Here is a 19,054-nt window from a genome sequence, read left to right on the forward strand (position 1 = left end):
GACGGCCTGTCTTTGTAGGGTTGCTACAAATCGTGAATCGTGGTTACGTCAGGCCGCCCCGGCTCGGACGGTGCACGCCCACAGCTGCCGACTCATGCCATCTGCGCAATGACAGAAAAACGGCTCCCGCCTCTTCCATCACGAAGCCGCTCCGCTGGTACAGGGCCAAGGCCGCAATGTTGTCGCGCGCGACCGCCAGCCGAACATCCATCCCTGCGACGTCGGCCGCCTCGCATACGTTGCCGAGGAGTCGCCCGCCCAGGCCGGCGCCGCGAAATTCCGGTAAGAGGGCGATGTCTACCAACCGAACGTCACGCGTGCCCCAAGCGGTCCAGATCCTGCCGGCCGGCACGCCGTCGAACTCTACAACGACGTTTCCATTGCCGCCCCACAACTCCGACCATTGCTGATGCTGCGCCTGTTGTTGCATCTCCAGCAATGGCGGCGGGAGAAAATCCCGCCCCGGCGCGGCTGATGAGAAGAGGTCCAGGAGGAAACCGGCGTCGCGCTCTTCAGGGGTTCGGAATTGAAGCGCTCTTTCCACCGAGGTGGCCGCTCCGTCTAGTTCCTCGATGGGTAGATCCCGAACAGCGAAATGATGTAGTTGAGCGCCAAGGTTGGCTGAAGAATGCTGATTGGTTGCCCGCCCCCGGCTTGCTGGGTTGAGGCCAACGCCACTCCGGAGTCTGGCGGTCCGTAGGAACCGCCAGGGGCCGGCGCCATTCCCGCTGAAGGCCGGTCCGTCGTCTCGGTTGTCGAGGCAAACATTCCGGGGTGGGTGTGGGGCGGAAGGTTCGAGGTGATCAGCGTTGTCGCTTCCGTGCCGCTGACTTGGCCTTGGTAGTAGTTGGAAAGCCCCGGCCCTTGGCCATTGTGCAACGCCGCCCGACCCCGCAGGTCGGGCAGGCCAAAGGTTGTCGTTCCGTTCCCTCCGTACATGGTGCCTAGCAAGGAAAAGAGGGCAGCATTCTGGCTGATCGGCAGGAGCTGGCCATTGCACAATGCCCAGTTCGTTGGGGCAAAGTTGAAGCCAACAAGCCGGATCTCGCCGACAAACGGGTCACTCATGAATTCGGTCCTTTGCTACTGGGGGCTGCAGCTGTTGGAGGCAACAGCGTGGCGCCCCTCCTGTCGATGACAGCGGTGGCTTTGCCGTCGTTGTGGGTAATGAAGAGATTGACCGCTCCGCTCCTGGGATGGCTGATGGCGATCGTTTCCGGAGGAAACGCTCCACTGACCAGGCTGAAGCCCAACCGGAATCGCTCGGCCGGATCCACGTGCTCCCCGGGCCGCGGCGCGCGCCTAAGATCCTCCACGCTTTCCAAGCGAACGACGGCGGTGCCCGCCGCCAGCTGTTGGCCAACGAGTGGCGTCCAGCTGGCAAGAGTGAACACATCCGGTTCAGAGGCCTGGGATGTGAGCGGACCCGCTACCGCCAGAACGATCGCCCCCGCCCCGCCGATCAAGAGCGTCCTGCGGCTGAGCTTGTATGAGGTTTCCATTTTCAGCCTGCGTTGAAGCCGAGCGAGAACCGGAGATTCCGCACGGCGACCCCGTTGGCGTGGGTCACCTTGATGCTGACGCTCTGCCCCGCAGCAACTGCAGCTGTGTCCGCGCCGTCGCTGCACGTGGTGGCCACCGCCGCGATGGAGCAAGTTAATGCAGAGGCAGACCCGTTGACGATGACCGTGACGGTCACAGCTGGGCCGCTGGTGACGTTCGCTGTCAGTCCCTTGATGGTTCCGGCGCGAGGCATGACAATCGCGGCGTCGGACTCGGCTCCCGCAATGCCCGAGCTGCCGGAAAGGGGCAAGTACCCGGTGGGATCGGCGGGATCGATGAATCTCACGGATCCGGTGAAGACCGGAGGCGGCCCATCAAGGCCGGCCGCGCCTTGAGCGCCTGTAGCACCGTTTGTACCTGCTGTGCCGTTTGTGCCCGCCGCGCCCTGGGCTCCAGTTGCGCCTGTGGCACCCGTTGCGCCGGTGGGGCCTTGAGGGCCGATGGGGCCGGCTGGTCCGATAAGGGACTGCCCCGTTCCTGGCCACGTGCCCAGGAACTTAGGTCCGTACATCTTGTAGTCCGAAAGGTTGAGGTAAAAATCCCCGTCCTTGCCGACACCGGCAGTCGGTGCACCGGCACCGCTGAGGACGCTGTTGCCGTCGGTTCCTGGAAGCCCGTTGGCGCCGGTGGCTCCCGTATCGCCCTTGATGCCTTGGGCGCCTTGGGCGCCTTGAACACCTTGCGCGCCGGTCGCGCCTGTGGCTCCTTGGGCGCCGGTTGCGCCTTGGGCGCCGGTGGCACCATCAGCACCGTTTGCGCCTGCGGCCCCGGTGTCGCCTTTGACGCCTTGGGCGCCGGTCGCGCCTGTGGCTCCTTGGGCGCCGGTTGCGCCTTGGGCGCCGGTGGCACCATCAGCACCGTTTGCGCCTGCGGCCCCGGTGTCGCCTTTGACGCCTTGGGCGCCGGTCGCGCCTTGAGCGCCGGTGGCACCGTTTGCGCCTGCGGCCCCGGTGTCGCCCTTGAGGCCTTGGGCGCCGGTCGCGCCTGTGGCTCCTTGCGCGCCGGTGGCACCTGCTGCGCCCTGGGTACCGGTGGCCCCATCAGCACCATTTGCACCGGTTGCTCCGGTGTCGCCTTTGATGCCTTGGGCGCCCTGGGCGCCGATTGCGCCTGTCGCACCGGTTGCACCAGCAGCTCCAGTGTCACCCTTCGCGCCCGAAGCACCTGTGGCGCCTTGAGATCCAGTGGCACCTGTGTTGCCAGTAGCTCCCGTCGCGCCAGTAGCTCCCGTCGCGCCAGTGTCACCCTGCGGTCCTTGTGGTCCTGCCGGACCCGGCGCGCCAGTCGGACCGGCCGGTCCTTGCGCCCCCGTGGCTCCAGTTGTACCCGGTGCGCCGGTGGCGCCCGCTACCGACGCGTTGGCGTCTTTGCCCCAGGAAACTGCCACTGCGCCGTCGCCGCACGTTTTCTTATCGGTTCCTTGCGAAACCGCGCTGATGGTTCCTTGCTGGGTGTTGAGGCAGGCGCTGAACGTACCAGAATTGGTGCTGCCATTGGACGCTGTGCATCCCGTCGCTGCGACGGCAAGCAGCAAACCCAAAGCTGAAAGCTGAATCTTGTGGGATAACGGCGAAAGCCGGACCTGCGAACTGGACGCCAAAATAGCAGGACTCATCCTGGACCCCCTTGAGACCATGTTGTAGCGAGGAATTCTGCCCCCAGTGCCGGCAGGTGACTGGCTGCCATATTGCAATCCCTCGAAGCCCAGTCCATGTGAACAATATCACGGAGAATTGCTCTCTTTCAGGGCAATTCTCGCCGCATTACCGCTCTATTTTTTCGCCGTCTCGGAGCCGTCCAGAGTCCAAAGTTCGGTGATTCCAACGTTCGCTTGCCCGAGCAGATCGCGGAGGGTCGAGATCGAGAGCCCGACCACCGCGTGCGGGTCGCCGTCGACCTTGCGGATGAACGCCCCGCCCAAGCCGTCGATCGTGAACGAACCCGCGCAGTGCAGGGGCTCGCCCGTGGCGATGTAGGCGTCGATGTCGTTCTCGCTCATCTCCGTGAAGTGGACTTCTGCGCTGGACACGGCGCCGACTGTGGCGCCGGTGCCGTCGGCTGCCTCGCCGTCGTTAACGTCCGCTGCGGTTTCGCGGCAATCCACCAGCCAGTGCCCGGTGTGGAGGACGCCCTTGGAGCCGCTCATGCGAAGCATCCGTTCCTTGGCCACGTTCACTGAGTACGGCTTGCCGTGCGATTCGCCGTCGAACTCGAATACGGAATCGCAGCCGATCACCAGGGCCCCCTCGGCGTCGGGCAGGGAAGCGACGGCTTCGGCCTTGGCGCGGGCCAGGAGGAGTGCGGTGTCATGCGCATCGGTCACGCCATACCGGGCTTGCACGGCGTCCTCGTCCACGTCCGAGATGAGCACCTCGTGGTGGATGCCGGCGTCCGTGAGGAGTTTGGTGCGGGCGGGGGACTGGGAAGCCAGGATCAATCGGGTCACGGCTCAAGCGTAGTACGCGGCGCCCCCTCCGACGCTCGCTCACTTATAGCCCCAAATCCCCCGACGCTCGCTCACTTATGTGGGTGTTTGGCCGGACGCTCGCTCACTTATGCCGCCCATGCGGTGAACGCTCCTGCAGACATGACCCCAGGGTGGACATGTCCCTTGAATTCAGGTGAGCGAGCGTTCGGGGAAAGGGCCCCATAGGTGAGCGAGCGTTTGGGGAAAGGGCCCCATAGGTGAGCGAGGGTTTGGGGAAAGTGCGTTGAAAGTGAGCGGGCGTCGGTCCTGAACGCAGAACCGACGCCCGCTCCGGGCGCATTGGAACAAAAGCAGACCCTTAGTGGACCAGCTCCTTGGCCCCGCCTGCCGCCGTCGTGCGCTGCAGCTTGGCACCCTCGACGTCGACGTCGGGCAGGATCCGGGACAGCCAGCGCGGCAGCCACCAGGCTTTTTCGCCCAACAGGTACATCACGGCCGGAACAATGGTCATCCGCACCACGAACGCATCCACGAGCACGCCGAACGCCATCGCGAAACCGAGCGGCCGGACCATGGTCAGGTGGCTGAAGATGAAGCCGGCAAACACGCTGACCATGATGATGGCGGCGGCCGTGACCACAGCTGCGGCATGGCTGAAGCCGCTTCGGACCGCCTGCTTCGCGTTCTCCCCGTGCATGAACGATTCGCGCATGCCCGAGGTGATAAACACCTGGTAGTCCATGGCCAGGCCGAACAGCACACCAATCAGGATGATCGGCAGGAAGCTCAGCACGGCTCCGGGATTGGGCACGTCGAACACGGTACCCAGCCAGCCCCACTGGTATACGGCCACCACTGCGCCAAAGGCTGCCGCGAGCGAGAGCAGGAAGCCGCCGGTGGCGAGCAGCGGGACGACGATCGAGCGGAACACCAGCAGCAGGAGGACCAGCGAGAGCCCGACGACGATCGCCAAGTATGGCGGCAACGCGGCACCGAGCTTCGCGGAGACGTCGATGTTGCCGGCTGTTTGCCCCGTCAGCCCGATGGTGGCGCCCGTGGTTTGCTGGATTTCCGAACCCTTCGCACGCAGTTCCGAGACCACCTGGACGGTACTGGCGCTCGCGGGCCCGTCCTTGGGGATGACCTGGAAAACGGCAGTGCGGTGATCCTGGCTGAGGGCCACCGGAACGGCTGCCACGACGTTGTCGACGCTGCGCAGTTTGTCCGCGACGTCGAACTGCTTGGTCTTGGCCTGGTCGTCACTGAGGCCGGACGGGAACGTGCCGACAACCACTATGGGACCGGTCATGCCTTCGCCGAAGCTCGTGCGGGTGAGGTCGTAGGCCTTGAACGCTTGCGAATCCACGGGTTCCGAACCGCCGTCGGGCAGAGCGAGGCGCAGCTGGGAGGCCGGGAGGGCCAGCACTCCGAGCAGCACGACGCCGGCAAGCAGCGAGACCACCGGATGCCGGGTCACCAGCCCGCCCCAACCACCGCTGCTCCGGCGCTGGTCCTCGGCGCGGTCCGCAGAGGCGTGGTCCGGCTCCGCGTTGTGGCGCTCTGCCTTGGCCCAAGCCCGCTTGGAAATCAGCTTGCGGCCCACTAGCGAGAGGACTGCCGGAGTCAGCGTGAGGGAGACGACGACGGCGACTGCCACGGTCGCCGCGGCCGACAGGCCCATGACGGCCAGGAACGGGAGCCCCGGAACCACCAGTGCGGCAAGCGCGATGACGACAGTGAGGCCGGCGAAGAGGACGGCGTTGCCCGAGGTACCGGTGGCAAGAGCCACTGATTCCTCCGCGTCCATCCCCGAAAGCAATTGGCCGCGGTGGCGGTTGACGATGAAGAGCGAATAATCGATTCCGACGGCGAGGCCCAGCATGAGCGCGAGCATCGGGGAAATGGAACTCATGTCAATGACACCGGTGAGGGCAATGGTTCCGCCGACGCCCACGGCCACGCCAATGATCGCCATGAGGAGGGGGAGGCCCGCGGCGACGAGCGTTCCCAGCATCACGATGAGGGCGATGGCCGCCACGGCGATGCCGATGATTTCCGAGACACCGAACAATTGGGAGACGTCCTCGGTGATTTCCTTGCTAGCCAGGGCTGTGACACCTGCCGAGGAGACTCCGTGGACAATGTCCTGGACTTGCTGCCGGACGGCGGGGGTCAGGCCGTTGATGGAGGTCTTGAACTGGACCTGGGCGATCGCCGCTTTACCGTCTTCGGAGACGAAACGCATGCCTTGGGAAGCTGTCACCTGGCGTTTGGCCAACGCAAGGGCAGCGGCACCATCAGTGGCTTGCTTCTGGCCGGCATCAAGCTTTTGGCGCCCGGCCAGCAGCTCGGCCTTCTGCGGGGCAAGTTGGGCCTGGATCTGCGCAGCGGGCATGCCCGCAGTGGTCATTTGCTGCTCGGCGGCCTTGAGTTGGGCATCACCCGCGTCGAGCGTGGCCCGGGCCTTGTCCAACTCAGCCTGCCCGGCGGCCGCTTTCTGTTCCCCGGCAGCAAGATCGGACGGTGCCTTGTCCAACGTGGCTTGGGTTGTGAAGGGGTTGACCGTGGACTGCACGTCCGGCAGTTTTTCGAGCTGAGCGAGGGCCGACGCAATGGCGTCCTTGCCGGCTTGGTTGAATCCGGCGTCGCCGGCTTCGAAGACGATTCCCGCGGAACCACCCGAGGACGCCGGAAGGTCCTTCTTGAGCTTGTCCAGCATCTGCTGGGTCTCGGTGCCGGGGATCTGGAAGTTGTTGGACATGGTGCCGTGGAAGGCGGCCGCGGAGCCGCCGACGGCCACAAGCACGGCTAGCCAGAGGGAGATCACCAGCCAGCGGTGACGGTAGGAGAACTTGCCAAGACGGTAGAGCAGGAGTGCCATATCGGAACCGATCTGTCGGTGTGTGGTTATGCCGAGTGTTGGGGGTCTGCCCCCGGCTGTGTGCCGTGCGATGCCGGGTTTTGAACCGGCCCAGGGCTGTGAGCGGCGGGTGCCGTGAAGCCCGAACCGAGCAGGCCAATTGCGTCGATCAAGTGCTGCCGCAAGCTCGCCAGGGATTCAGGGGAAAGATCCGGGCCGTGTTGTTCGAACCAGACGCTCATGGCCGCCTTGCCGCACGAAATGATGGACCCGGCCAAGGCCCGCAAATAGAGCTCATTGACATCCGGGCCTAGGCGATGACGGGCGGCCTCGATGATCTGCGTGGTGCAGTGGTCCCAGGCTTCGAGTTCGGAACGGACCAGGGCCCGGTTGTCGTGGGTCAGGCTGAAGAGCTCGGCCATGGGGGAGACCGTCATAGGGTCAGCCAGCGCCATGAGGGCGGCCCGGGCGGAATCGAGGATGGGTTCGTCCGAAGGGCGCAATCGGAACTGTTCCAGGGCATGGTCCAGGAAACCTTCGGTCACGGAGGCCAAAGCGGCTTCGAGGCTGGGGAAGTAGTTGAAGAAGGTGCGCCGGGATACGCCGGCCCCTTCCGCGATGTCTTCCACGGTGAAATTGCCAACGCCCCTGCTGCGCAACATGGCGAGGGCTGCGTCCGCGATCGCTTGGCGGGTGGCCAGTTTGTTTTGTTCCCGGCGCGAGGGGAGGGCGGTGGTGTCGGAAGTTGTCACGTATTTACACTAAGTGCAACTTTGCACTCCGGGCAAGTTAAATCTCCGGAGCACCAAAGCGAACGGCCGGCGACGCTTGTGCGTCGCCGGCCGTTGTCGTCCGCCTTACTGCTGGAAAGGCTGTTGGGGAGAGTGCTGAGCGGGGAACTGTCCGGGCGCTGGCGGTGCCGTTTGTCCCTGCGGTGCCGCCGGCGTCGTGGGCTGGGCGGACTGCTGGGCTGCGGCGCTGGTCAGGTAGATCGACTGGCCTGTGGCGCCGGGCTCGCCTTCGCCCAGGGGGATGGCGAACACCGCAGTGCCGTAGGCGCACACTTCGGTCCAGTTGCCTCCCATCTCGGACGTGTCGAAGCGCATGGCGACGATTGCGTTCGCGCCGCGCTGCTGTGCCTCGTTGACCATGCGGGCCATGACTTCCTGGCGGCTTTCATAGAGGGCCTTGGTCATTTCGGGCAGTTCGCCGCCGCCGAGGGAGCGGAAACCGGCCATCATTTGGGAGCCGAGATCCCGTGAGCGGACGGTGAGGCCCATGACTTCGCCGAAGACGGCGTCGATCCTGTGGCCCGGAATCTTGTTTGAGGTGACTATCAGCATGGACAGAGCCTATCCAGAATTGACCGTTTCCCACGGTTAAATGGACAAATCCCCAGGGCATTCCCCGGGGATTTGTCGTTGCGATGGTGAGCCGCCGTTAGGCCTTGGCGTCAGCGAGCTCGCGAGTATCCTCGGATGCCTCCGGAGACGCAGACTCAGTCTCGTCCGCGAACGCCGTTCCCTTGCGGGGCGCGTTGTAGAGCGATTCGTCCAGGATTCCCTGCCGTTTGGCGACGATGGCCGGAACGAGCGCCTGTCCTGCCACGTTGACGGCCGTGCGGCCCATGTCCAGGATGGGGTCGATCGCCAGGAGGAGCCCGACGCCGGCAAGCGGCAGTCCCAGCGTGGACAGGGTGAGCGTGAGCATGACGACGGCGCCCGTAGTACCTGCTGTTGCCGCGGAGCCAAGGACCGAAACAACTACGATCAGCAGGTATTGACTGAAGTCCAGGTTGATGCCGAAGAACTGGGCGACGAAGATCGCTGCAACGGCCGGGTAGATGGCAGCGCAACCGTCCATCTTGGTGGTGGCGCCGAGCGGCACGGCGAAGGATGCGTATCCCTGGGGAACTCCGAGGTTGCGTTCGGTGACGCGCTGCGTGAGCGGCAGCGTGCCGATCGAGGAACGCGAGACGAACGCCAGCTGCACGGCGGGCCACACGCCCGAGAAGTACTGCTTGACAGACAGTCCATGGGTCTTGACCAGGATGGGGTAGACGACGAAGAGCACCAGGGCGAGGCCTGCGTAGATGGCCACCGTGAACTTGCCGAGCGAACCAATCGTGTCCCAACCGTAGACGGCCACAGCGTTGCCGATCAGGCCGATGGTGCCCAGCGGGGCGATGCGGATGATCCACCAGAGGACCTTCTGGATGACGGCCAGGGCGGAAGCGTTGAGGTTCAGGAACGGTTCGGCCTGCTTGCCGACCTTGAGGGCTGCGACGCCGACGGCGATGGCGATCACCAGGATCTGCAGCACGTTGAAGGTGATCGAAGTGCTGGCGACGCCGTCCGTGACGGTAGTGCTGCCGCCAATGCCCAGGAAATTCTTGGGGAAGAGGCCGGTGAGGAACGCCCACCAGTCGCCGGTCTTCCCGGCGTACTCGGCCTTCTTGGTGATGCCCGTCCCGGAGCCCGGCTGCAAGAGCACTCCAAGTCCGATGCCGATCATCACGGCGATGAGCGAGGTGATAGCGAACCAGAGCAAGGTGTTCCACGCCAGTTTCGCCGCATTGGACACTTGGCGGAGGTTCGCGATGGAACTCACCACTGCGGTGAAGATCAAGGGCACGACGGCGGTCTGCAACAGCGAGACGTAGCTTGAGCCGATGGTCTGCAGCGTAGCGCCGAGCCCGTTGGGAGCCTTCGTGGTGCTGCCGGTGGCTTTGGCCAGAAGACCGAGGGCCAGGCCGATCACCAGGGCCGCGATGATCTGGACGCCGAAGGACGTTGCCCACTTGGGAAGCCGGGACGAGGTCTTTCCGGCGGAAGTCAAAGTGTTGGATGAATTGCTCACCGGAACAAACTAGGCCCCGACAAATACCACCGCGACCCGACGTTGAGAAATGTTACGAGAACAATTCCGACCAACAATCAAACAAGCCCACGAATTCGCCGCCGATCCACCCATTTATGAAGTTATTCCCGGACGGAATGTGGGGAATGTCTCCTGCGGCTTGACCCATCTACCTCGCATTTGTTGTCGTTTTGAAGGCTCAAAACGACAACAAATGCGAGTCAGTTGGGTTACCCCAGCAGCGCCCGGCGAAGCGTATCCAGGCCAACCGAGCCGATGTTCAGCGCATCCGTGTGGAAGGACTTCAGGTCGAATCCGTCGCGGCGTTCGAGTTCAGCCCGGATTTCTTCCCAGAGGCGCTGCCCCACCTTGTAAGACGGAGCCTGGCCCGGCCAGCCGAGGTACCGGGTGAATTCGAACTGGAGCTGGCCCGCGCTGATGGGAAGGTTGGCCTTGAGGAATTCGAAGCCCTTTTCCGAGGTCCAGGTGCCGCTGCCCCAACGTTCCGGAACTTGCAGCTCGAGGTGGACGCCGATATCAAACACCACGCGGGCCGCGCGCATGCGCTGCATGTCCAGCATGCCCATGTGGTCGCCCGGGTCCTTGAGGTAGCCGAGCTCCAGCATGAGCTTTTCGGCATAGAGGGCCCAGCCTTCTCCGTGCCCTGAGACCCAGCAGACGTTGCGTCGCCAGTTGTTGAGGAGTTCGCGGCGGTAGACGGCGGTGGCCACCTGGAGGTGGTGGCCGGGGACGCCTTCGTGGAACACTGTGGTGGTTTCGGCCCAGGTGGTGAAGGTGTCTTCGCCGGCGGGGACGGACCACCACATGCGGCCGGGCCGTGAGAAGTCGTCAGAGGGACCCGTGTAGTAGATGCCGCCTTCGTCCGTGGGCGCGATGCGGCATTCGAGCGTCTTCATGATGTCCGGGATGTCAAAGTGGACGTCGGCCAGTTCGGATACTGCGCGGTCGGAGAGCTCCTGCATCCAGGCTTTGAGGGCATCGGTGCCCTTGATTTGCCGCTCGGGATCGTTGTCGAGGATGGCTTTGGCTTCCTCGATGGACGCGCCGGGCTTGATTTGCTCGGCCACCCGTTCCTGTTCGGCGATGAGCCTGTCGAGTTCCTGCACGCCCCAGGCGTACGTTTCCTCCAGGTCCACGGTTGCTCCGAGGAAGGAACGCGAGGCTAGCGCGTAGCGTTCCCGGCCCACGGCGTCCTTTTCCGGCGCGAAGGGCAGAAGCTCCGCTTCGAGGAAGGCGGCAAGGCGCAAGTAGGCGGAACGTGCGACGGCGGCACCGGCGTCGAGCTTTTCCTGCAGTTCCGCCGACAGCGGCTGGCCATCGATGGTGGCTTCGGAGGCGAGCCTGGCGAAGAAGCCGTCTTCGGCCGCGTATTTGCTGGTCTGTTCGATGACGATCTTGACTTGGCGGACCGCGGAGACCTTCCCGGAGTCCTTGGCCGAACGAAGGGAAACGATGTACCCGTCGATCGCTTCCACAACGTTGGCCGCGCGGCCGGCGATGTGCTCCCAGTGTTCGGCAGTATCGGTAGGCATGAGGTCGAAGATCGCGCGAATGGTTTGGGCCGGAGACTCGATGTTGTTCAGGTCCGCGGCGTCCCAACCGGACTCGTGGATCTCGAGGGCCAGGCCTAGCCGTTCCCGCATCGCGTCAAGGGTGACGACATCGGAGGCGTCCGCCGGTTCGAGGGCGGCCAGCTCGTCGAGGGTGCGGCCTGCTGCCTTGGCGAATGCCGCCGCGCCGGCAGGCGAGAAATCCTGGTATTCGGTTTCGTGTCCGGGCAGGCCGAGGGTGGTGGCGAGGCTCGGGTTGAGGGCAAGGAGGGTGTCCGTGTAGGCGTCGGCGACCGCGTCGATGGCAGTCTGGAGGCGTGCCGGAGCTGTGTTAGGAGTAGTCACCCCACGAGCCTAACCGCGACAAGACTCTTGTGAAAGGGTTGTTGCACGGTTTCCTCGGCAAACCCAACTGTCCCCACCGCCACCCTCGCCTCGCAAGCTCGGCCAGGGAACCCTGGCGGCGTGGGCCCCCGCATTTGATGTCGTTTTGAGCCTTCAAAACGACATCAAATGCGACTCAGTTGGGTCACCACGGGACTCAGCCCCGGCTGCGCTTCCAGGCGCCTGGCCCGGGCGTGGGATCCAGGCGCAGTTGCTGGCGTCGCAGCCAGTGCCGGGTGCTGGGCAGCACAGTTTCGGCTTCCCCCGGCGATCCAAGGGAAGCCACGACGGCGGCAAGCGCCGCGAGCTCTTCCGGCGTCGGGTCGCCCTTCACGACCGAAAGCAACGCAACCGAAAGCAACGGCTCGGCCGGCGCCGCGTCAGCGGAATCGGGCCCGGAGTCCGGAAGGTTCTGTTCGACGCTCACAGGGGGATGTTTCCGTGCTTCTTGGTGGGCAGGCTGGCGCGCTTGTCGCGAAGGGCGCGGAGGCCCTTGATGATCTGCAGGCGGGTCTCCGACGGCGCGATGACAGCGTCGACGTAGCCAAGCTCGGCTGCCTGGTAGGGGTTGAGGAGTTCTTCCTCGTACTGGCGGATGATCTCGGCACGCTTGGCTTCGACGTCGCCACCGGCCTCGGCGACAGCGGCAAGATCGCGGCGGTACAGGATGTTGACGGCACCCTGGGCGCCCATGACGCCGATCTGTGCCGTAGGCCAGGCCAAGTTCAAGTCGGCTCCAAGCTTCTTGGAACCCATCACGATGTACGCTCCGCCGTAGGCCTTGCGGGTGATGACCGTCAGCTTGGGCACGGTGGCCTCGGCGTAGGCGTAAAGCAGCTTGGCTCCACGGCGGATGATGCCCTGGAATTCCTGGTCCTTGCCGGGCAGGAAGCCCGGGACGTCCACCAAAGTGATGATCGGAACGTTGAAGGCATCGCAGTGACGGACAAAGCGGGCGGCCTTTTCCGAAGCGGAGATATCCAGCGTGCCGGCGAACTGCATGGGCTGGTTGGCCACGATCCCAACCGTGTGGCCTTCAACCCGGCCATAGCCGATGATCACGTTGGGGGCGTAAAGCGACTGCATTTCGAGGAAATGGGCGTCATCCACGATCTGCTCGATGACCTTGCGGATGTCGTAGGGCTGGTTGGCCGAGTCCGGGATGAGCGTGTCCAGGGTGAGGTCGTCGTCGTCGAGTTCCAGCTCTTGCTCGTGCTCCAGGACGGGGGCCTCGGACAGGTTGTTGGACGGCAGGAAGTCCAGGAGTTCGCGGACGAACTCGATCGCGTCGGCTTCGTCGCTGGCGAGGTATGTGGAGGTGCCGGTGGTGGCGTTGTGCTGGCGCGCGCCGCCGAGGGTTTCCATGTCCACGTCTTCGCCGGTGACCGTCTTGATGACGTCGGGGCCGGTGATGAACATGTGGGAGGTCTTGTCCACCATCACCACGTAGTCGGTGAGGGCGGGGGAGTAGGCGGCCCCGCCGGCGCACGGGCCCATGATGAGGGAAATCTGGGGGACGACGCCGGAAGAATGGACGTTGTTGCGGAAGATGTCGGCGAACATGGCCAGCGAGGCGACGCCTTCCTGGATGCGCGCGCCGCCGCCGTCATTGATGCCCACCATCGGGCAGCCGTTGCGGAGCGCGAATTCCTGGACCTTGACGATCTTCTCGCCGTTGACCTGGCTCAGGGAACCGCCGTAAACGCTGAATTCCTGGCTATAGATGGCGACGAGGCGGCCGTCGACGGTGCCGTAGCCTGAGACCACGCCGTCGCCGAGGGGCTTCTTCTTCTCCATGCCGAACGCGGTGGAGCGGTGGACGGCCAAGGCGTCGAACTCTACGAAGGAGCCTTCGTCGAGGAGCATGTCGATGCGTTCACGGGCGGTGTTCTTGCCGCGGGCATGCTGCTTCTCGATGGCTTCGGGGCCGGAAGGTTGTTCTGCACGGGCCTGGCGGTCGCGGAAGTCGGCAATCTTTCCCGCTGTCGTTGTCAGATCGTGGCTCATCAAATGTCTCCGGCTCTGTAGCTGATTTACGCTGGCACTGCTTCGTTAGGCATGCGCTCTTAAGTAGCATCCGTACAAAGTGCGGGCCCTGTTGGCTAGTCTAATGACGCAAAAGCCACAGACCGCTGTAGAAACCCTACAATTTTCCGACTTCAAGTCGAGCATCGAGCAATGTTACTCGCCAGTAACATAGTTGGGCTACAGTGTCCTCATGACCTCGAGCAACGATGCTTCTGCAAGCCCTGTCCTTCCCTACCAGGCACGTGGATCACTAAAGGGCCGCACCATCCTGATGTCCGGCGGCAGCCGCGGCATCGGCTTGGCAATCGCCACCCGGGCTGCCCGCGACGGCGCCAATATCGTCATCATGGCCAAAACCGGAGAACCGCACCCGAAGCTGCAAGGAACGGTCTTCACGGCCGCTGAGCAACTGGAAGCGGCCGGCGGCCAGGCGCTGCCGCTCGTGGGAGATGTCCGAAACGACGGCGACGTTGCCGCGGCGGTTGCCGCCGCCGTCGAGCGCTTTGGCGGAATCGACGTCGTGGTCAACAACGCCTCGGCGATAGATCTCTCCCGCACTGACGCGATTGACATGAAACGCTATGACCTCATGCAGGACATCAACGTCCGCGGCACCTTCCTGCTGTCCAAGCTCGCGCTTCCGGCCCTGCGGAAATCGAGCAACGCGCACATCCTGACTCTCTCTCCGCCGCTGAACCTCGACCCGAAGTGGGCCGGCATGCACTTGGCGTACACCATGGCCAAGTACGGCATGAGCCTCACCACGCTGGGTCTGGCCGAAGAACTCAAGAACGACGGCGTGGCGGTCAACTCGCTGTGGCCCTGCACGCTTATCGATACCGCCGCCATCCGAAATATGCCTGGCGGGGAACAGATCGTCCAAGCCGCCAGAGGTTCGGAAATCATGGCCGATGCGGCCCACGCTGTCCTGACCGGGTCAAACCTGACCGCAGACTCAGGCGGTTCGACAAGCAATACGGGCAACTTCTACACGGACGAACAAGTGCTCAGGGCTGCGGGCGTTTCAGACTTCAGGCCCTACAGTCTGGGCGCACCCGAGGAGAAGCTGGTGGCGGATATCTTCCTCTAAGCGGACAACTTCTTCCGGGACCAGCTTGGCTGGATAGGATTCTGTCTATGGATGTCGAACAGCCTGCCAGCAGCGAACCACGTGCCCCGCGCTCGGGCCTGGACCGTGATGCCCTGCTTCACCCCGACTTCCTCGCGGCCGCCGGTATTTCGCAATTGAAGATCGTGGAGACCACCGGCTCCACGAACGCTGATCTGCTGCGCGCCGTCACCACGGAGCCCAAGGAATGGGCCGACCTCGCAGTCCTCACCGCCGAGCACCAGACGGCGGCGCGGGGCCGGCTCGACCGTCACTGGGAATCTCCCGCACGTTCGGCGATTTCCGTTTCGATCGTCCTGCGTCCCGTCAATTCCCAAGGGCTGCCCGTCCCGACCCAGAGCTACTCCTGGCTGTCCCTCCTGGGCGCGCTGGCCTTGCGCGAGACCCTCCTGGAAAGCGCCGGCCTGCCTGCCGAGATCAAGTGGCCCAACGATGTCCTCGTCCGAGGCAAGAAGATTGCCGGCATCCTGGCCCAGATGGGGCCGATGGGGGACGGATCGGTTCCGGCCGTGATCCTGGGTACCGGACTCAACGTGACGCTCAGCGAGGATGAATTGCCTGTCCCGACGGCCACCTCCCTCCTGCTCGAGGGCGCCACGACCACGGACCGCACCGTCCTCCTTCGGAACTACTTGTCGCGCTTCGCGGCGCTCTACCGCAGTTTCTGCAACGCCGACGGCGACCCTACAGCGGGATTGGCTGGCGGCTCCTCCCTGCACAAGCGGGTGGAAGCTGTCATGGTCACCCTGGGACGCGAAGTGAAGGCGCATTTACCCGGCGACCACGAATTGGTGGGGCATGCGTCCAGGTTGGATGAGTATGGTTCCCTTCTGGTGGTGGACCATGGTGGCCGTGAGCACGTCGTGACCGCCGGCGACGTCGTCCATCTGAGGGCTACCGAAAGCGGTTATGCGTAAAGAGCTCCTGCGTGGGGAGCAAGTCATCGTGATCACGCGGCAGCAGCCCAGGATGCTCTTTGGTCCCGTCCTGGCATTCATACTGGTCCCCGCTGCGGCGGCGTTCGCCTGTGCATGGATAGTCAAGGGCGGACCAGGCAAGTTGCTTCCGGTCATCACGAGCGACTGGACCCAATGGTTGGTGACCGCGTGCCTGGCCATAGTGGCACTCGTGCTGCTCGGCTACAGCCTCCCGCGATTCATCCGCTGGCGTGGCATACGGTACATCCTGACAAACGGACGGATAGTTGCCCGTTTCGGAATGCTTCGCCGGGGCGACTGGCAGGTTCCGCTGGCCGCGGTGCGCAGCGTGGGGATCAAACAATCGCTGCTCCAACGGATATTGCGCTCCGGGAATATATCCTTGGATACCGGGCACCCCGGCGAGGCCGTTCTCGCGGACGTTCCGGAGGTCGGCAAGTTTCGAAGTTTCATCCTGGATGCCATGGCCGAGCTTCCGACGAGTGCCGGGTTCGGCCCCGGGACTGTGACGGATACCGGCGATTATGGCCATTTTGCCGGGCCGGTTGACTACCCGGATGCCGCGTTGCCCTGGGATATGAGAGAAGGTGGAAGAGATGAGCGTTGACGAGCAGGAGCCTGAGTACATGGACCACGAGCCCGACGCCGTGCCCGAACCTTCCGTAGACCAAGCACCAACGGGGGTCCTCCCCGTCGTGTCCCCGCCAACCGGTGCCCTGTCAGCAGAACGGCTTGCCATCAAGGCCCTGGAAACGAGGCTCCTTGGCGGGGAACGCAAGCTCCGGCGACGCGAAGTGGCGGCGGGCGCAGGCGTCTCGCTGTTGTCAGCCCGCAAGCTATGGCGGGCGCTGGGTTTTCCCAACTTCGGCGACCAGGACGTGGCGTTCACCGAGCGCGACCTTGGGGCGCTTTCCACCATCCTTGACCTTGTCCGCGCCGGAAAGCTCACCGAGGAAGCTGCCATTTCCGTGACGCGCGCCATCGGCCAGATGACCGACCGCATGGTGGTGTGGCAAGTCGAGGCACTGATCGAAGACATGGTGGTGCAGCAGGGCATTCCCGATGCCGTTGCCCGCAAACAATTGGTCAACGAACTGCCCAACCTCGTGGATGCCATGGAAGAGATCCTGCTGTACTCGTGGCGCCGCCAGATGAACGCCGGCGTTCAGCGCCTGGCCGTCCGTGCCGAGGCCGGTTTGCAGGCCAGCGAGGCCGGCCGCGAAGGCGACGAAGACGATGCCCCGTTGCCCTTGGCGCGCGCCGTGGGCTTTGCCGACCTCGTCTCCTACACGAGCTTGTCGCGCCGCATGAACGAGAAAACCCTGGCCCAGTTGGTCCAGCGCTTCGAGAACAAGTGCGCGGAGATCATCTCCATCGGCGGCGGACGCCTGGTCAAGACCGTCGGCGACGAAGTCCTCTACATCGCCGAGACGCCGGCCGCGGGTGCTGAGATCTCCTTGGCGCTCGCCCAAGCCTTCACTGAAGACGAAATCCTGCCAGAAGCCCGGGTGGCCATGGTCTGGGGACGCATCCTTTCCCGTCTCGGCGATATTTACGGCCCTACCGTCAACTTGGCGGCCCGCCTTACGGCCTTGGCTGAACCCGGCACGGTCCTGGTGGACGAGATGACGGCAGCAGCGCTGGGCCAGGACGAACGCTTCGTCTTGGTTCCGCAGACGGCCGAGAACGTTCGTGGCTTCGGCGAAATCCTCCCCGTCCGGCTTGCCCGCGGCCTTGGTAAGGGACTGGTTCTCGACTGATGAATACACAGTCCGCAGCGACCGCCCCTGAGCCGGGATTCACGTTGAGCTATGGCTACGGGACGGACCGTGGGCTCAGCCGCGAACTCAACGAAGATTCGCTCATTGCAGTGGATCCGGTCTTCGCGGTGGCTGACGGTATGGGCGGGCATGAGGCAGGCGAGATTGCCAGCGCGTTGTGCGTACGTACCCTTGGCAGCATGCCGCAATTGGCGGCGGGCGTGCGGTCGGCGACCGCCGTTGGCTTGCAAAAGTGCATCCTTGCCGCCGACTCCCAGATCCGGAGCGCCACGGGTGGCCGCGCCGGAACCACGCTGTCCGGCGTCGTCGTCGCAGAGCACATGGGCGTCCCGTATTGGCTGGTCATGAACATCGGTGATTCGCGGACGTATCGCTTGAGCGCCGGCGATCTCAGGCAGATCAGCGTGGACCATTCGGAAGTCCAGGAACTCGTGGACGCCGGCAGCATCACCCGTGAAGAGGCCACGGTGCATCCGCGCCGCCATGTGGTGACCCGGGCACTCGGCACCGGCGGCGAAAACGAAGCGGACTTCTGGTTGCTGCCCATCCAGGAAGGAGACCGGATACTGATCTGCTCGGACGGACTCACGGGTGAGCTGAGCGACGAGCACATGTTCCGGATCCTGTGCACCGTGGAGAAGCCCCAGGACGCGGTGGATGCCCTCATCCAGGAGGCGTTGCTGAGTGGTGGACGGGACAACGTCACCGCGATTGTGGTGGATGCCAGGATCGCGCAAAACGACGCCGAAGAGGCCGGTACCCGCTCCTCCCAATAGCGTTTTTGGGGAACGGGATTTGCGACACGCCCGGACTTTGTAGGAAGATTCCGGTCAATACCACCCCAACTCCGGGCGGCCCGTGCCGTCCTGCAGAGGTAAACATGACCCAACGCTCCTCCGTGCGCTCTGGCGGCGCGACCCGTGCCGCTGTTCGACGCCCGTTCTCAGTTGTCCTCGCGGGCATTGCCATGGCTGTGGCGATGTGCGCTTTCCCGCTGCTTTCGGCCCACGCCGAGACCGTCGTGGCCCCTCAGAATAGCCAATCGACCACTGCCCCGATCCCGTCCCCGGCCCCAGCACCGGTATCACCTGAGCCGACCCAGCCGATAGTGGTGGATCCCGCGCCCTCCAAGCCACCCGTCGTCGTGCCCGTTCAACCCGCCCCGGTGGCGCCCGCACCTGCAGCGCCCACGCCGGCCCCCATGACACAGGTGACCGTGGAACCGGAACCGAGCGTGGCGCCGTCGGAGGCTCCTGAGGCCTCCAGCCCGGCGACTCCGTCGGACAGCCCGACGACGAGCAGCGCCTCGCCGTCGGCGTCGTCCAATTGGAATACCCCCATCCAGGACGGGCTCAAGGCCACCCAGGCCGCCGCGGTGAGCGATGCCAAGGGGCCCGGTTCCGACATGTTCGCCGTGATTGCCATCATGGGCGGCGTGCTTTTGGTGGCGGCCGGCGGCATTGCCTTCGCATTGTGGAGCCGCCACCGCTTCTCGCACTGATTCCTGCTTGTG

General features: G+C 64.4%; 18 protein-coding genes. 6 read left to right on the forward strand and 12 right to left on the reverse strand.

The window, feature by feature from the left end; translation table 11 throughout:
* Positions 1 to 43: 43 nt before the first annotated feature.
* From NFJ07_RS06680 to NFJ07_RS06735, 12 genes are all read right to left on the reverse strand, one after another.
* Positions 44 to 544: a GNAT family N-acetyltransferase gene (locus NFJ07_RS06680; RefSeq protein ID WP_269993329.1), complete on the reverse strand. Its 501-nt coding sequence runs from the start codon at positions 542 to 544 to the stop codon at positions 44 to 46.
* 17 nt (positions 545 to 561) lie between these two features.
* Complete coding sequence (locus NFJ07_RS06685) at positions 562 to 1,068, reverse strand: phage tail protein (RefSeq protein WP_269993330.1); 507 nt, start codon at positions 1,066 to 1,068, stop codon at positions 562 to 564.
* On the reverse strand, positions 1,065 to 1,502 hold the full coding sequence (locus NFJ07_RS06690; RefSeq protein WP_269993331.1) for a DUF6916 family protein: 438 nt from the start codon (positions 1,500 to 1,502) through the stop codon (positions 1,065 to 1,067). Before NFJ07_RS06690 ends, NFJ07_RS06685 begins: the two co-directional genes overlap by 4 nt.
* A gap of 2 nt (positions 1,503 to 1,504) precedes the next feature.
* Positions 1,505 to 3,178, reverse strand: coding sequence for a hypothetical protein (locus NFJ07_RS06695; protein WP_269993332.1), 1,674 nt, complete (start codon positions 3,176 to 3,178; stop codon positions 1,505 to 1,507).
* Between the two features lie 156 nt (positions 3,179 to 3,334).
* Positions 3,335 to 4,009 (reverse strand): Maf family protein, encoded by a 675-nt coding sequence (locus tag NFJ07_RS06700; protein WP_269993333.1) that lies wholly within the window; start codon positions 4,007 to 4,009, stop codon positions 3,335 to 3,337.
* A gap of 340 nt (positions 4,010 to 4,349) precedes the next feature.
* Positions 4,350 to 6,872, reverse strand: coding sequence for an MMPL family transporter (locus NFJ07_RS06705; protein ID WP_269993334.1), 2,523 nt, complete (start codon positions 6,870 to 6,872; stop codon positions 4,350 to 4,352).
* A 26-nt stretch (positions 6,873 to 6,898) separates the two neighbouring features.
* Positions 6,899 to 7,603: a TetR/AcrR family transcriptional regulator gene (locus NFJ07_RS06710; RefSeq protein ID WP_269993335.1), complete on the reverse strand. Its 705-nt coding sequence runs from the start codon at positions 7,601 to 7,603 to the stop codon at positions 6,899 to 6,901.
* Between the two features lie 105 nt (positions 7,604 to 7,708).
* Positions 7,709 to 8,194, reverse strand: coding sequence for a YbjQ family protein (locus tag NFJ07_RS06715; RefSeq protein ID WP_269993336.1), 486 nt, complete (start codon positions 8,192 to 8,194; stop codon positions 7,709 to 7,711).
* A 97-nt stretch (positions 8,195 to 8,291) separates the two neighbouring features.
* Positions 8,292 to 9,710 carry a dicarboxylate/amino acid:cation symporter gene (locus NFJ07_RS06720; RefSeq protein ID WP_269993337.1) on the reverse strand — a complete coding sequence of 473 codons (1,419 nt, stop codon included), beginning with the start codon at positions 9,708 to 9,710 and terminating at the stop codon, positions 8,292 to 8,294.
* 230 nt (positions 9,711 to 9,940) lie between these two features.
* Complete coding sequence (locus NFJ07_RS06725; RefSeq protein WP_269993338.1) at positions 9,941 to 11,626, reverse strand: DUF885 domain-containing protein; 1,686 nt, start codon at positions 11,624 to 11,626, stop codon at positions 9,941 to 9,943.
* 196 nt (positions 11,627 to 11,822) lie between these two features.
* Positions 11,823 to 12,092: an acyl-CoA carboxylase epsilon subunit gene (locus NFJ07_RS06730; RefSeq protein ID WP_269993339.1), complete on the reverse strand. Its 270-nt coding sequence runs from the start codon at positions 12,090 to 12,092 to the stop codon at positions 11,823 to 11,825.
* Entirely contained in the window at positions 12,089 to 13,672 is a 1,584-nt protein-coding gene (locus tag NFJ07_RS06735) for an acyl-CoA carboxylase subunit beta (RefSeq protein WP_269993340.1), read from the reverse strand. Before NFJ07_RS06735 ends, NFJ07_RS06730 begins: the two co-directional genes overlap by 4 nt.
* A gap of 211 nt (positions 13,673 to 13,883) precedes the next feature.
* On the opposite strand from NFJ07_RS06735, the gene NFJ07_RS06740 reads away from it, so the two are divergent.
* From NFJ07_RS06740 to NFJ07_RS06765, 6 genes are all read left to right on the forward strand, one after another.
* The gene (locus NFJ07_RS06740; protein WP_269993341.1) at positions 13,884 to 14,783 is read left to right on the forward strand and encodes an SDR family oxidoreductase; all 900 of its coding nucleotides are present in this window, start codon (positions 13,884 to 13,886) and stop codon (positions 14,781 to 14,783) included.
* Positions 14,784 to 14,830: 47 nt separating this feature from the next.
* Positions 14,831 to 15,739: a biotin--[acetyl-CoA-carboxylase] ligase gene (locus tag NFJ07_RS06745; protein ID WP_269993342.1), complete on the forward strand. Its 909-nt coding sequence runs from the start codon at positions 14,831 to 14,833 to the stop codon at positions 15,737 to 15,739.
* Positions 15,732 to 16,367: a PH domain-containing protein gene (locus NFJ07_RS06750; protein WP_269993343.1), complete on the forward strand. Its 636-nt coding sequence runs from the start codon at positions 15,732 to 15,734 to the stop codon at positions 16,365 to 16,367. The genes NFJ07_RS06745 and NFJ07_RS06750 overlap by 8 nt, the downstream gene beginning before the upstream one ends.
* The gene (locus tag NFJ07_RS06755) at positions 16,357 to 17,520 is read left to right on the forward strand and encodes an adenylate/guanylate cyclase domain-containing protein (protein ID WP_269993344.1); all 1,164 of its coding nucleotides are present in this window, start codon (positions 16,357 to 16,359) and stop codon (positions 17,518 to 17,520) included. Before NFJ07_RS06750 ends, NFJ07_RS06755 begins: the two co-directional genes overlap by 11 nt.
* A complete protein-coding gene (locus tag NFJ07_RS06760; protein ID WP_269993345.1) occupies positions 17,520 to 18,317 on the forward strand; it encodes a PP2C family protein-serine/threonine phosphatase in 798 nt (265 codons plus the stop codon). The genes NFJ07_RS06755 and NFJ07_RS06760 overlap by 1 nt, the downstream gene beginning before the upstream one ends.
* A gap of 104 nt (positions 18,318 to 18,421) precedes the next feature.
* On the forward strand, positions 18,422 to 19,042 hold the full coding sequence (locus NFJ07_RS06765) for a hypothetical protein (RefSeq protein ID WP_269993346.1): 621 nt from the start codon (positions 18,422 to 18,424) through the stop codon (positions 19,040 to 19,042).
* Positions 19,043 to 19,054 lie beyond the last annotated feature (12 nt).

Source organism: Arthrobacter sp. B2a2-09, from assembly GCF_027587375.1.
Lineage (GTDB): Bacteria > Actinomycetota > Actinomycetes > Actinomycetales > Micrococcaceae > Arthrobacter.

Coding starts and splice junctions, on each gene's coding strand:
- NFJ07_RS06685 (WP_269993330.1), bottom strand. CDS start 1,068: ATGAGTGACCCGTTTGTCGGCGAGATCCGGCTTGTTGGCTTCAACTTT.
- NFJ07_RS06690 (WP_269993331.1), bottom strand. CDS start 1,502: ATGGAAACCTCATACAAGCTCAGCCGCAGGACGCTCTTGATCGGCGGG.
- NFJ07_RS06695 (WP_269993332.1), bottom strand. CDS start 3,178: ATGAGTCCTGCTATTTTGGCGTCCAGTTCGCAGGTCCGGCTTTCGCCG.
- NFJ07_RS06760 (WP_269993345.1), top strand. CDS start 17,520: ATGAATACACAGTCCGCAGCGACCGCCCCTGAGCCGGGATTCACGTTG.
- NFJ07_RS06755 (WP_269993344.1), top strand. CDS start 16,357: ATGAGCGTTGACGAGCAGGAGCCTGAGTACATGGACCACGAGCCCGAC.
- NFJ07_RS06705 (WP_269993334.1), bottom strand. CDS start 6,872: ATGGCACTCCTGCTCTACCGTCTTGGCAAGTTCTCCTACCGTCACCGC.
- NFJ07_RS06750 (WP_269993343.1), top strand. CDS start 15,732: ATGCGTAAAGAGCTCCTGCGTGGGGAGCAAGTCATCGTGATCACGCGG.
- NFJ07_RS06740 (WP_269993341.1), top strand. CDS start 13,884: ATGACCTCGAGCAACGATGCTTCTGCAAGCCCTGTCCTTCCCTACCAG.
- NFJ07_RS06715 (WP_269993336.1), bottom strand. CDS start 8,194: ATGCTGATAGTCACCTCAAACAAGATTCCGGGCCACAGGATCGACGCC.
- NFJ07_RS06745 (WP_269993342.1), top strand. CDS start 14,831: ATGGATGTCGAACAGCCTGCCAGCAGCGAACCACGTGCCCCGCGCTCG.
- NFJ07_RS06765 (WP_269993346.1), top strand. CDS start 18,422: ATGACCCAACGCTCCTCCGTGCGCTCTGGCGGCGCGACCCGTGCCGCT.
- NFJ07_RS06735 (WP_269993340.1), bottom strand. CDS start 13,672: ATGAGCCACGATCTGACAACGACAGCGGGAAAGATTGCCGACTTCCGC.